This window comes from Mycoplasmopsis caviae, assembly GCF_024498215.1.
In the GTDB taxonomy this organism is placed as follows: Bacteria; Bacillota_I; Bacilli_A; order Mycoplasmatales; family Metamycoplasmataceae; genus Mycoplasmopsis; species Mycoplasmopsis caviae.
On the sequence record NZ_CP101806.1, the window covers coordinates 73,890 to 86,708 of the forward strand.

The window sequence follows — 12,819 nt, forward strand, 5'->3', positions numbered from 1 at the left end:
ATTATTATTGAACCACCGTTTTTAATTAAAGGTGAAACTTCCTTAATTCATTTTTTCTGGTCAAATCCATAATCTCAAACACCAAATTAATACCATTTCTACCTATGGTATTAAAATTATTTTCTCTTGAAATGTTATAAGGTGGATCAGTTATTACTGCATCAAAAATTGGATATGAAAAATTTTGTTTTAATTCTTTGATAAAGTCCAAACAGTCCCTGTTTTTATAAATGAAATTCATATTTTTTGATTATACCATCATTTTTTAATGAGTTATGTTTTTATAGATATGAAAGCACAATACAAAAATGAATAATTGCCTTTTATGTAATGATAAAATTAAAATACTAAACAACCAAGCGAGGATTACAAAAATGAAGCAATATAAAAGTGTTAATGATGTTGATGTTAAGTATACTTTCGATCTTGAAGATATTTTAAAAGGTAAAAAAATAAGGGACCTTTTTGAAGAATATAAAGCACTAGCTAAAATAGCAATTGAAACAAAAGATAGCAAATATGAAAGTATTGAAAAATATATTGAATCAATTGAATTAGGTAAAAATATAGGTATTCTATCAAATAGAATCTACAACTATATTTCAAACCATAATAACCAAAATTTAGTTGATTCAAAATGAACTGAACTAAGCACACAATGAGAAAATCTTATTAATAAAATTGAAGAAGAAATAGGAAGTGAAACAGTTAGATTTTATAAGAATATTGAAAAATTTAAGATATGAAAAGATGATCCAAGACTAGCAAATCAACGTAGAAGTATAATTGATGCAATTGATGCCTATGAACACAAACTCAATGATGAAGTAGAGGAATACATAAATCTTACATCAAGTTCGCAACCCGACTATGAATCAATTTTTAACATCATATCAGATAGTGAACTTGATTACGGCTTTGCCACAGATTCAAAAGGTAAGAAATATAAACTTTCACCAGCAGTAAAAATTAAGTATATGAAAAGCGACGATTTCAAGGTTCGCAAGTCAACCTATGATTCTTTTTTAAAGGCTCATATGAAACATAAAGACTCTATGGCTAATTTACTTTATCAACATTTTAAAGCTATAACCGTTGGTGCAAAAGTGCGAAAATACAAAAATTCAATCGATATGCTGACCTATGGCGACAAAATCGATAAAAACAAACTTCAATTTCTCTTTGATAAAGTTGCTACACTAAAGTATTCAATTAAAAAGAGAAATAAATATTACAAGAAATTTTACGAGGCAAAATTTGGTCAAAAATATCAAGCAAAATATGACTCATATCGTGAATTAGTAAAAGTTAAAAGTACATATACCATAGAACAAATGCAAAACATTGTTTCAGAAGCTCTAAGGCCTTTTGGTTCTGAATATCACACTATGATTAACAAAGCAATAAATGAGAGATGAGTTGACTATATGACAATAGACAACAAACTTTCAGGTGCTTATAGCATCGGCAACACATATGGTGTTGATAAAAAATATATTTTAATGAACTTTGATGGTGAACTTGGTTCTGTTGAAACATTAGCACATGAACTAGGTCACTCAATGCATTCTTATTTTTCAGACAAAAATAATGATATAAACAATGCTTCATATCCAATAATTTTAGCTGAGATAGCTTCAATATTTAATGAACTTATGCTTTATGACTACCTATTAAAAAATAGCAAAAATGACTTATTTAAATTCAAGATTCTTGACAATATGATCGATGGTTTTATAGGCACAGTTTTTAGACAAATTATGTGAGCTAATTATGAATATGATTTATATAGAGCCATTGAAAATGATCAAGCTAGTCCTTCATATGAATCATTAAGTAAAATTTACCATAAAAATTCATTGAAGTATTCAACCAAGCCAAATAAATACAAAAAGGACAAAAATATTATGTCAGTTTATGTGCCACATTATTACTATGGATTTTATGTTTATAAGTATGCTATTGGTCAATTAGTTGCAAACTATTTTTATTCAAGGCTTAAGGCTGAAGGTGATTCATACTTGCAAGTTTATATTAATGATTTTTTAAGTGCAGGAGATAGGGATTATCCTCTCGAAACACTTAAAAAGGTTGGTGCAGATTTAAGTGATCCAAAGTTTTATGAAATAGGTTTTAGTTATTTCAAAGATTTAATTGAAAAATGAATTAAGTTAGGCAAGAAAATTTTTAAAATTAAGTAGTTTTCTAAAAGAACTATAAAACAGGGAAATTAGTAAAACTAATCAATCAATATTAAAGAGGAAAATATGGCGATACCAAAAGAAATATTAAATATTGAAAGACCAAAAGGAACAATTGTAAGGCATAGTTTTGGTGTATATTCAGTTGTTAAAAGAGGTTCCAAATATGTTAATGGAAAAGCTATTCCATACAACATTGCTGTTGTTGGTCGAATTGAAAATGGGCAATATGTGCCATTAAAAGAACCAAAAATTATGAAAAACATTGAGAAGGATTTAACAATAATAAAAGATTATGGAGATGTCGCCATTTTTCATAGTTGTGGCATAAATATATATAAACAATTACAAAAGTACTTTGATGAATTGACAGCCAAAAAGTTGTATTTGATTGCTTTAATTCGCTGTGGTTATCCTAATGCAACTGCCAAAGATTTAGGATTTCATTATAAAACATCTTTTTTATCAGAATTATTTAAGAATGTTAGTTTTAGCGATTCAACACATCATGAATTTTTTGAAAAAGTTGGAAAAAACTATGCAAAAATTGAAAGATTTATGGTTGATAGAATTAGTCAGTTTAATAAATCTATTCAAATTGTAGATGCAACACTAAAATCAAACAATTTTGATGATTCAGCTTTTGTTAATACTATTGGAACAGAAAAGACAAAAGATGACAGCGATTTTACTCTTTTATACACCTATGATTTAGAAACGAAAGAACCTATTTATAGTAGACCATATTTTTGAAATATAATAGATAGCACTATTTTTAGTGATTATCTAGAAAGAATAGCTAATAAAAATGAAATTATTGTAGGTGATAATAACCAGTGAAATTCAGAAATAATAAAAGAAATTGAAAAACAAAAAAAGTCAGGATATTTATTTCCAATTAAACATTCTTCAAAAAATACTTTAGCCAATAATTTAACTGATGATTTAGTTCCTTTAACATTCAAAGATAAAAAAATACTTGGCAAAATAACTATATTGAAAACAAATATTATTACACAATTAAAGATTTGGACATTGAAGCAAAAGAAAGAAAATCACTTTATCAAGCGTTAGTAAAAAGTGGTAATTTTGATTTCGGAAAGTTCAATGAAGAATCAAAAAAATTAGGCATAATTGTCTTCGAATCTAATAGTAGATTGTCATTGGAAAATGTATATACAATTTATTTACAAAGATGAGTAAGTGAAGAAGCATTTAAATTTTACAAAGGTATTTTAGAATTACCAAAAACAGCAAAAAACTATGAATATTGTTTGTATGCAACTGAATTTATAAACTATATTTCATTAATAATTCTAACTCGTGTTAAGAATGAATTTGCAAGATTAGATTTAAGCAAAACTTATTCATTCAATCAAATTATTAACTATCTAAGATCATACAAGAAACAAAGTGATGATGGTTTGAACTGAAGAAATAGTAAATTATTAGACGAAGTTGAAAAAATAGTTGATATTTTGGCTATATAAGTCCATTTATTAATGTAATTCAATTTAACTGCAATTACTGAAAGCAAAATTTAAAAATGTGATGTGCCTTTTGCTGCAATACATCACATTTTTTATTTTCATTTTTAAATTATTTGTTATTCTCAATTTGTGGATATTTATTAAGCAAACATTTTTTAATAGATTCATATAAATTTCATATTTCATCTGTATGTGAATTCGAAAATTTAAAACTGTCTGTTTCAACTCCATCAGTCAAAATAATAATTCTAATAACACCCATAGCAATATCATTCAGTTTAGACTCTGTGAATTTATTTTTGCCTTGTAAACCTAATTCAGAATTAATTATGTAAATTGTATATCTAAGAACCATAAGACTCATAAGACATAGGCAACTATACTTATCAACATGTTCAGCTGAAAGTGAAATCCTTGAAGTAACAAAAAGTTCATTTTTTAAAAAACTTCATGTATTTCTAATTAAGTCTTCTCTTGAATATAATTCGCGTAGTTCACTATCTTTTAAATCCTTTAATTTGGTACTAATTAACCCACTTTGTTTTTTATTTTTAACAACTGCTGTTGTATTATTAATTAATTCTCAACCTATTTGCCTTAAGGCTTCTATATTTTTTTTAGTGCATATTTCATTTTTTGCAACTATTGTAGCCGAATTAATATTGTAAATTTCTTGCAATTCAGTTACAAAAGGTATTAGTGTTGAACTTTTACTTTCTCCAGGTAAAAATAATTTGAAGTTCAATAAAACCCCATTTTTATCGGTCGCAAGTGCAAGAGTAACCTTATCCCTTGTAATTTTTCTTCTTGGTCATTCATCATACTCATCATCTTCATCAAAACAATCGTAAGATTCTAAATAATATGTTGTAGTACTATATCAAATTTCATCAAAATTGAGTTTGTAATTAGTTAACAGGTTGCTATTTGCTTTTTTTAAAAGTTCCATTTTGTTATCAGAAATAAAATCTAATATATTATAAAAATTTTCCAAATTACCATCAACATCGTCTTCATCTACTGGTATTCAATTTTCTCCGTGTTTGTTAAAATCCTTAAATATGAAATTTGTAATAACATCATTTAATTTTATTTTTTCATTAATTTCGATATTTTTAAAAGGATTAAGATATGCAAAAATTTTCTTTAGGAAATCCAAGCCTTCATATTTTTTATAATATTCCTTCTTTGGTTCTTTAATACCTTTAAATTCTCTATCAAGTTTTTTCTTTGCATCTTCAGGTGTCAAAGCAAGACTAAAAGAAGGCAATATTGATTTAATTTTTTCAATAGGATCATCATGATATTTTTTTAAATCTTCCACATAACCATATCCAAACCTGATTGAAAACCCTTTGTTATTATTTTTAGGAATTCCAATTGATATGTATCTTTTACCCTTTGTCATAATGCTTGTGCTAATTCTTCATTGTAAACGTTTATTTTTTTCCATAAAAAAATTATATTTTAAAAATAAAAAAATATTTTTACAAATAATCACACGGCATATTTACACTTTCGGAGTTAAAATGCCATAAAAAATCAAAAACACCTATAAAACAGGTGTTTTAGTAAATTTTAATTATTTGTATTAATAACACTTTTTGGCCCTTACTTATGGTACTTTTTATTGTTAATAATCATAAATGAGCGATAAATTTGTTCTGCAAGCATAACTCTAAACAACTGATGTGGTCAGGTTAATTTTGAAAAATTAATTTTCATATTGCAATTAATTAAGTCTTCATTAACACCATCACTTCCACCAATAATAAAAGTTAAATTTGTATTATTATTAACGATATTACTTAATTCAACAGAATCTAGCGATTTACCATTTAGCGATGCATAAATTACATAAGTATCGTCACTAATGTGCGAGTTGATTAGCTTTGTTTCCTTGTCTTTTTTAACTTCTATGTTTTTTTCTTCGCTGAATTCTTTAATCTCAACAATACTAAGTTGTGCATAATGGCTTATATTTTTTGCATACTGATTAAAAAGGACTTTAAATTCAGGGCTTAATGAACCAACAGCAACAATTTTAATCTTTCTCATTCTTCTTCCTTGTTGTTTCTAAATAAAACATAAGCATTTGAATATCAGCTGGATTAATTCCACTAATTCTACTTGCTTGACCAATTGTTGCTGGCTTAACACTTATTAATTTTTGTTTTGCCTCAGTTGCAATATTATTAATTTTGTTATATTCTAAATCCTCGGGAATTTTATAATTTTCAAGGCGAACTACTTTATTGGCTTCACTTTTTTGTTTCTCGATATAACCATGAAGTCTAACCATTGTTGTTAATTCTTCGAGATATGGGAAATTCGGGATTATGTCATGTGGATCAATGTTAGGGCGAGCCAATGTTTGCAATAGTGATATGCCGGTTGTAATATCATATTTAATTGCAACAGGATCCTTTGAAGAAAGATAAGTAGTATGAAGCCTTTGAATTTCTTGGTCAATTAAATCATATTTTTTAGTAACTTTTTGGTATTGATTTTTGTCTATAAGACCTATTTTATAGCCATATTCGGCCAATCGAATATCAGCATTATCATTTCTTAAAAGTAATCTATATTCAGCCCTTGATGTTAACATTCTATATGGCTCTTTCGTGCCTTTAGTTACTAAATCATCGATTAATACACCAATATATCCATGATTTCTTAGTATAACAATACCGTCTTTTTTTTCTATTCTTAATGCTGCATTAATACCTGCTATTAAACCTTGTGCAGCAGCTTCTTCATAACCGCTTGTGCCGTTAATTTGTCCAGCCGAATAAAGATTTTTAATTTTTTTGGTTTCTAGTGTCGGTTTTAATTGCAAAGGATCAATTGCATCATATTCAATTGCATATGCATATTTTTGAATCTTGCAATTTTTAAGACCTGGAATACTTCTAATCATTAATTCTTGTACTTCAACTGGCATTGAAGTTGATAGTCCATTGACATAAGTTATTGAACCATCAGCAGTTTCTGGTTCAAAGAAAATTTGGTGGCGTTCTTTTGATGGGAACTTAACAATTTTATCTTCAACAGATGGGCAATATCGAGGACCAATTCCTTTAATTATTCCACCATACATTGCACTCTTAGTTAGGTTTTGATCAATTATTCTATGAGTTTCAGGTGTTGTATAAGTTAAATAGCAAGCAATTTGTCGTGGTAATTTAACATTTGATCTCGATGAAAAAGAAAGATTTGTGTCGCTTAATACTTCCTCTTGGACTTGTGAATAATCAATTGAATCTGAATAAATTCTTGGTGGTGTACCTGTTTTAAGTCTTTGAATTTTAAAACCAAGTTCCTTTAGAGAATTGCTCAATTTGTTACTTGTTTTTTCATTATCAGGCCCGCTTATTTTAATAACGTCTCCCCTTAGAATTCTTGAATCCATATAAGTACCTGTTGTAATAACACAGACCTTAGCTTCAATGACATCACCATTTGCAAGTTTGATAGCTTTAAATTCTTTTTTGTTGTTAACTATTATTTCCTCTGCAATATCTTCAATAAGATCTAAATTCGGTTCCTTTAAAACATATTCAAGGGCAATCTTCATATATTTTTCTTTGTCTATTTGAGCTCTTAGTGCACGAACTGCTGGGCCTTTTGACTGATTAAGCATTTTTAATTGAATCATACTTAGGTCAGCTCAAAGACCTTGCATTCCACCAAGTGCATCAATTTCCCTAGTAATAATACCTTTTGCAGGTCCACCGATTGATGGATTACAAGGCATCATACCTAAACGTTGCTTATTTAAAGATACCAAAAGAGTTTTATGATTTTTGTGAGCAAGTGCGAAAGCAGCTTCAAGTCCAGCATGTCCACCACCAATAACAACAGCTTCATATTTATGTACATTTACACTTTTCTTATTCATAGTTCTTATATTTTAGTTTATTTTGTAAAAAATATATTATAATAAATAGGCTAATTATGTGGCGGATGTGGTGAAGCGGTTAACACAGCGGGTTGTGGTCCCGTCATGCGAGGGTTCGAATCCCTTCATCCGCCCCATTTTTTTATTTTGCTTTTTTCATATTTTTTTCCATAATTTAAGTAAGCAACCAAAATTTAGCATTTTAATAATAACACTATAAAACAGTGCTTTTGGTAAATTTAGAATGCCAAAATTTATTTCAAAAATTTAATTTTTTAAAAATTAAATATAATTATTATTCAAATTAAAGGAGAATAAATATGAAAATAGGTACATTCAAAGTTGCATTACAAGCAATTGAAAAATATAAAAACATAATCATTTTTCATCACATTAGACCTGATGGTGACTGTTTAGGTTCACAAGCAGGACTTGCGGAATTAATAAAAACAAACTATCCTGATAAAAAGGTTTTCACAGTTGGTAATAATGTTCACACATTTGATTTTATGAATTATCATTATGACCCAATTGAGACTGTTGACTTTTCTAACTCACTAGGCATTGTTGTTGATGCTTCCAGCAGTGATCGTATTCAAGATGCACACCTTTTAGTAGATAAAAAATTTACTGCTACACTTAGAATTGACCATCATCCAAATGATTCGGATATTAAATATGATTATTTATGAGTTGATGAACATTATGTAGCTGCTGCTGAAATGATTGCAATGTTAGCAAAAGGCTCTAAGTGAAAAATTAGTAAGAAGGCAGCAGAACATGTTTATTTAGGAATTAACACTGATTCAGGACGTTTCCTATATCCAGACACTTCTGCTAGAACATATAAGTTAGTGGCTCACTTAATTGAAAAAGGAGATTTAAATCCACAATGGATTTTAAAAGAACTAAACAAAAGAACCACAAGAGATATTAAATATTCAGGCGAAATTCTTTCAGGTTTTAAACAAAATGGTAGGGTTTTATATTTTGAAGTAACAAGAGAAATTATGGATAAGTATGGAATGAATGATTTAGAGGCTGCAATATTTGTCAATGAATTGGCAAATATTGAAAATAATTCATGTTGAGCTTTCTTTATTCAACTTGAGAATGGCACAATAAGATGTCGTTTACGTTCTAATGGACCTCTAGTTAATAATGTAGCAAGGTTGCATAATGGTGGTGGCCACGATAATGCTGCAGGTTGCACAATAAATTCATGATATGAAGTTAGTACTGTGTTAAAAGAATTAAATGATTGTATCAAGGAATGAGAGGCTAAATAATGTCACATATGAAAATAGGTAGTTTACAAGAAGCAACAAAATTAATTCAAAAATATGACTCAATAGTTATTTTTCATCACATTAGACCTGATGGCGACTGTTTAGGTTCGCAAGCTGGTTTAGCAGAATTAATTAGAGTAAATTTTCCATGCAAAAAAGTTTATACAGTTGGTAATAGTGAAGGTATGTTCGGCTTTCTAAATCTTAAATTTGATAAGTGCCCTAGTGATAGTGTGCTCAAGAAATCACTAGCTATTGTACCTGATGCAAACTTTAAAGATAGAATTCAATGTCGTGAAATTTTGGATAAGAATTTATTTGCAGAAGTCTTAAGAATTGATCACCACCCTAACGATGATGATTTGGATAAGTGTACTAGATGAGTTGAGTCAAATCGTATTGCAGCTGCCGAAATGGTTGCTGACTTAGCATACACAAACAAGTGAAAAGTAACCATTCAAGCAGCAAATTGTATTTTTACAGGAATTGTAACCGATTCAGGTGGCTTTAGATATGGTGATACTAGTTCAAGAACTCACTTTTTGGCTTCATTTTTATATGAATGCGGACTTGAATCTGATAAAGTATTTTTAGGCATGGCTGCTACTCCTTTAGATGATTTAAAAATTAATCAAACATTATTAAATAATTTAAAAACAGTTGGTAAGGTTGCGTATACCACAATTGATTTAGAAACAACTAAAAAGTTGGGCAAAAAACCTAATCAAGTTGTCCGCGTAAATTTAATTGGAAATATAATTGGCTATCCATTTTGAGTTCAATTTAATGAAGAAGAAGACGGCAGAATTAGAGTTGAATTTAGATCAAATGGACCTTGTGTTCGCAATGTTGCAGTTAAATGAGGCGGCGGCGGCCACGAAAGAGCATCAGGTGCTATGATTAAAACCTGAAGTGAGCTCGATGCCGTTATAAAAGATTGCAACAGTGAAGTAGATCGCTGAGAAATTGAGGGTAACGAGAACCAACAAAAATAATGTTAACTTGCTTATAAGCGAGTTTTTTATACCACATATAAATTAAAACATTTTGAGTCATTGCAAAATTTTTTATAATAATAATGGAGAGTAATATTCTCCAGCACTTTATATTTTATTCAAATTTAGTTTTCAAAATTACATAATCTACATACCTTTTTTTAAATTTTTTTGTAAATTGATATAGCATTTTAATTGTCCTTTTCTTATTGCTTGTTAGAATATTTTTAATTCCTTTTTATTGTTCAATAAGTACACTCCTTACTTATACGATTTTTGTTTGCGGAGTCTGTTTCGATATTTTCAAGCTCCTTATTTCTCGCAAGCATATTTCTTGTTTTCTTCATGGGTTGAATTAATTACATCAATTTATGTTATCTATGTCATCATATTCAAAAATAAAAGTGCTTAAAATGATTATAATCAGACAAACTTGCTTATGAGCAAGTTTTTGTTATACCTTGTTGACTTGTGTGTAAGTTTTAAAACAAATTGAGCTCTTTTTTGTGTTTAATTCCAAAACAAAATGAGATCCTATAAGTTCTCCTTTTGTTTTGGAATTAACTATTATTTTTTAAAATAAAAATGGAGAATTAAATTCTCCATTATTGCCTTATTTTTTATAAACAGTTAGTTAGTTGCTGGCTGTTTTTTCAACTGAATCTAGCAATAATTTATAGTTATCGCTTAATGATTTATAAATTAATTCTGCCATATTTAGATTTTCTTTAAGGAGTTCATTTGAGCAATTAGAAGTATTGCTAATGTCATCAATTAACTTTCGTAGGTAAGGTAAAAAATCTTTACTTGCTTTTGTGGCACTGATATAAGCATTCTGATCTTTTGTCATCATAGAACAAATGAAATGTTTTACAAAATTTTTGAAACTCAGTTAACTCATCATCACGTAATATTCTTGCTTTGAATAGTTTATTGTTGATAATGAAGAAATACTCATTATTTGAATTATGAACGAACCTCAATTCCACACCGTTTTGTATAATTTTGTACTTGTTATCATCTGTAACCGGTATATAAAATTTATTTTGAAATTGAATAACACCATTGTTGAATTTTCTATCAATTGATAAATATAACTTTGTATCCATTTCATCTTTTGGTTTTATAAAGAAATTTAATTTATCACCTATTTTTTTATTGAAATGTTCATTATATTTATTAATGATCAAGAGAGCATTTTCATTAATTTGATCAATAGTTTTTATATTATTATCACGTAAAAAAATTATTAACCAAGGTTGTAAAGTTCTGTTTGTTCGCTCCACATCTGGTTTAAATTCGCCGTAACTTGCAGACGATACTTCAGTACCTTTTTTTATGATTTATCGTGCTAATTCAGTATCATTCCCTTTGTAAGAAAAGCACGTTCTTTTATCTGTTCTAACAGACATTGGAATCCCAAAAGCCCTATAAAGAAGTTCAAAAAGTTTCATATAACCTATTGTTGTTTCTTCTTTCTCAGCATATATTGAGACCAACATTTTGGAAGATGTTTCTACAATTGTATATATATGAAAATTGTCTAATTCTTTAATTCACGCTTCATAACAAACATCTGCTTGCACTTGTTCACCAAATTCAAATTTAACTGAATTCATTGTTCTTGGTAACCTTTTAACATTTTCCATATTATCAATTGATTTAATCTTTATATAAGGCTGTTTTTTGTTTATATTTTTATCTTCTGTTTTTGTTAATACAATTAAATAATTTCTAACATTTCTCCTTGTTTTCTTATGTTGTGTAGGTTTAACATAGCCTGTCATATTACATTTATTTATGAATGTTGTGAGGCACATTTTTTCTTTAAGTTTATCTTCGTCTTTATTTTTAAAAAAATGATTAAAAGGTACAGAAAACTTATTTTCATCCCTATCTTTAAAATATTCTTTGTCCTTTAATTTCATATTTGTAATTGCCTTTTCTATTTCATTGTTAAAATCTTTTTCTGCATTTTTGTTGTTTAAATTTCCATGTGAATACATTACAATTGGTGTTGCATTTTCCTTTTCACACACTCTAATTTGTTTAATGTATCTTCTAATAGTTGAATAAGAAATTCCACTCGATCCATCTCCAATCAAAGAATGAATTCTTCTTGCAGTAAAGCCCTTTTTTAAATAGAAAACAATTTTTTCAATATTAATTTTTTTATTTAATTCATATTCAGTTGAATCTTTGTGTTTAGTATTAAATGATTTTTTCATACAGATATTTATAAATATAAAAAAATAAGGCACTAAATTATAAAATTAACTTTTTTGATGCCTTATTTTTTGTGTCTTTATTTATAAAATAATCTAATGAAAAATTACCATAAAGTGTTCAAATTGTTTTAGAATTTAAAGAGCTCAATTTGTTTTGGAATTCACAGCTTATGAGCAAGTTTTTGTTATACCTTGTTGACTTGTGATATAATAAATATATCAAGTGAATATTACAGAGTTGCAACTTGCAACTCTTTGTTATTTTTGACGGAGGTTTTATGAATTGAAAAGATGAATTAGTAAACAAATTTGGAGATGTAATTTTAGATGCAAAAATAATAAATGAAGATGGTTTAAAATTACTTGATGTGAGTGTTAAGTTTAGCGATTTAAACGATGTAGAAAAAATATCAAAAGAAATCAATGAGTACATTGATTTAATGTATTCAAATATTGATGTTGATTCATTATCTGTACATTCCCCAGGTGTCGAATTAGCCTATAAAATAGATGATTTGATAAATCACATCAACGAAATGCTGACTATTTATTTAATTAAAAATGTTGAAAAACAAGATAAATTTAATGCCAAATTATTAGAAGTTCTAGAAGACAAAATTTTAATTCATTGAAACAGTAAAGGCCAATTTAGAAAAATATTTATTGGCAAAAATAACATTAAAAAAGTAGAGAAATACATAAAATTTAACTAAGG

13 protein-coding genes and 1 tRNA gene are annotated in these 12,819 nt (G+C 27.9%); 7 read left to right on the forward strand and 7 right to left on the reverse strand.

Annotation, left to right across the window (positions count from 1 at the left end; genetic code table 4):
* Nucleotides 1-25 precede the first annotated feature (25 nt).
* A complete protein-coding gene (locus NPA07_RS00340; protein WP_218017466.1) occupies nt 26-241 on the reverse strand; it encodes a hypothetical protein in 216 nt (71 codons plus the stop codon).
* A 133-nt stretch (nt 242-374) separates the two neighbouring features.
* On the opposite strand from NPA07_RS00340, the gene NPA07_RS00345 reads away from it, so the two are divergent.
* The 3 genes from NPA07_RS00345 to NPA07_RS00355 all read left to right on the forward strand — a co-directional run bounded on the left by NPA07_RS00345 (nt 375) and on the right by NPA07_RS00355 (nt 3,691).
* Entirely contained in the window at nt 375-2,201 is a 1,827-nt protein-coding gene (locus NPA07_RS00345; RefSeq protein ID WP_126118157.1) for a M3 family oligoendopeptidase, read from the forward strand.
* A 66-nt stretch (nt 2,202-2,267) separates the two neighbouring features.
* Nucleotides 2,268-3,275, forward strand: a complete 1,008-nt coding sequence (locus NPA07_RS00350) for a hypothetical protein (RefSeq protein ID WP_126118156.1) — start codon at nt 2,268-2,270, stop codon at nt 3,273-3,275.
* Nucleotides 3,230-3,691 carry a hypothetical protein gene (locus NPA07_RS00355; protein ID WP_126118155.1) on the forward strand — a complete coding sequence of 154 codons (462 nt, stop codon included), beginning with the start codon at nt 3,230-3,232 and terminating at the stop codon, nt 3,689-3,691. Before NPA07_RS00350 ends, NPA07_RS00355 begins: the two co-directional genes overlap by 46 nt.
* 109 nt (nt 3,692-3,800) lie before the next feature.
* Here NPA07_RS00355 and NPA07_RS00360 read toward each other — a convergent pair whose 3' ends face one another.
* The 3 genes from NPA07_RS00360 to mnmG form a co-directional block, all read right to left on the reverse strand.
* A complete protein-coding gene (locus NPA07_RS00360; RefSeq protein ID WP_256553218.1) occupies nt 3,801-5,144 on the reverse strand; it encodes a hypothetical protein in 1,344 nt (447 codons plus the stop codon).
* Between the two features lie 158 nt (nt 5,145-5,302).
* A complete protein-coding gene (locus NPA07_RS00365; protein WP_126118152.1) occupies nt 5,303-5,749 on the reverse strand; it encodes a 23S rRNA (pseudouridine(1915)-N(3))-methyltransferase RlmH in 447 nt (148 codons plus the stop codon).
* Complete coding sequence (gene mnmG, locus NPA07_RS00370) at nt 5,736-7,592, reverse strand: tRNA uridine-5-carboxymethylaminomethyl(34) synthesis enzyme MnmG (protein WP_126118151.1); 1,857 nt, start codon at nt 7,590-7,592, stop codon at nt 5,736-5,738. The genes NPA07_RS00365 and mnmG overlap by 14 nt, the downstream gene beginning before the upstream one ends.
* Before the next feature lie 61 nt (nt 7,593-7,653).
* Between mnmG and NPA07_RS00375 the strand changes: the two genes are divergently transcribed.
* The 3 genes from NPA07_RS00375 (at nt 7,654) to NPA07_RS00385 (ending at nt 9,876) form a co-directional block, all read left to right on the forward strand.
* A tRNA-His gene (locus NPA07_RS00375) sits at nt 7,654-7,729 on the forward strand.
* Between the two features lie 183 nt (nt 7,730-7,912).
* Nucleotides 7,913-8,881, forward strand: coding sequence for a DHH family phosphoesterase (locus NPA07_RS00380; RefSeq protein ID WP_126118150.1), 969 nt, complete (start codon nt 7,913-7,915; stop codon nt 8,879-8,881).
* Nucleotides 8,882-8,889: 8 nt separating this feature from the next.
* The gene (locus NPA07_RS00385) at nt 8,890-9,876 is read left to right on the forward strand and encodes a DHH family phosphoesterase (RefSeq protein ID WP_126118149.1); all 987 of its coding nucleotides are present in this window, start codon (nt 8,890-8,892) and stop codon (nt 9,874-9,876) included.
* Nucleotides 9,877-10,510: 634 nt separating this feature from the next.
* Here NPA07_RS00385 and NPA07_RS00390 read toward each other — a convergent pair.
* Genes NPA07_RS00390 through NPA07_RS00400 form a run of 3 tightly spaced genes read right to left on the reverse strand, consistent with a single transcriptional unit; the run spans nt 10,511 to nt 12,104 of the window.
* Nucleotides 10,511-10,729 carry a hypothetical protein gene (locus tag NPA07_RS00390; RefSeq protein ID WP_256553219.1) on the reverse strand — a complete coding sequence of 73 codons (219 nt, stop codon included), beginning with the start codon at nt 10,727-10,729 and terminating at the stop codon, nt 10,511-10,513.
* A complete protein-coding gene (locus NPA07_RS00395; protein ID WP_256553220.1) occupies nt 10,680-11,162 on the reverse strand; it encodes a hypothetical protein in 483 nt (160 codons plus the stop codon). The genes NPA07_RS00390 and NPA07_RS00395 overlap by 50 nt, the downstream gene beginning before the upstream one ends.
* Before the next feature lie 57 nt (nt 11,163-11,219).
* Nucleotides 11,220-12,104 carry a hypothetical protein gene (locus NPA07_RS00400; protein WP_126118005.1) on the reverse strand — a complete coding sequence of 295 codons (885 nt, stop codon included), beginning with the start codon at nt 12,102-12,104 and terminating at the stop codon, nt 11,220-11,222.
* Between the two features lie 278 nt (nt 12,105-12,382).
* Here NPA07_RS00400 and NPA07_RS00405 point away from each other — a divergent pair, with 278 nt between their 5' ends.
* Nucleotides 12,383-12,817, forward strand: coding sequence for an LSm family protein (locus NPA07_RS00405; RefSeq protein ID WP_126118148.1), 435 nt, complete (start codon nt 12,383-12,385; stop codon nt 12,815-12,817).
* Nucleotides 12,818-12,819: the final 2 nt, after the last annotated feature.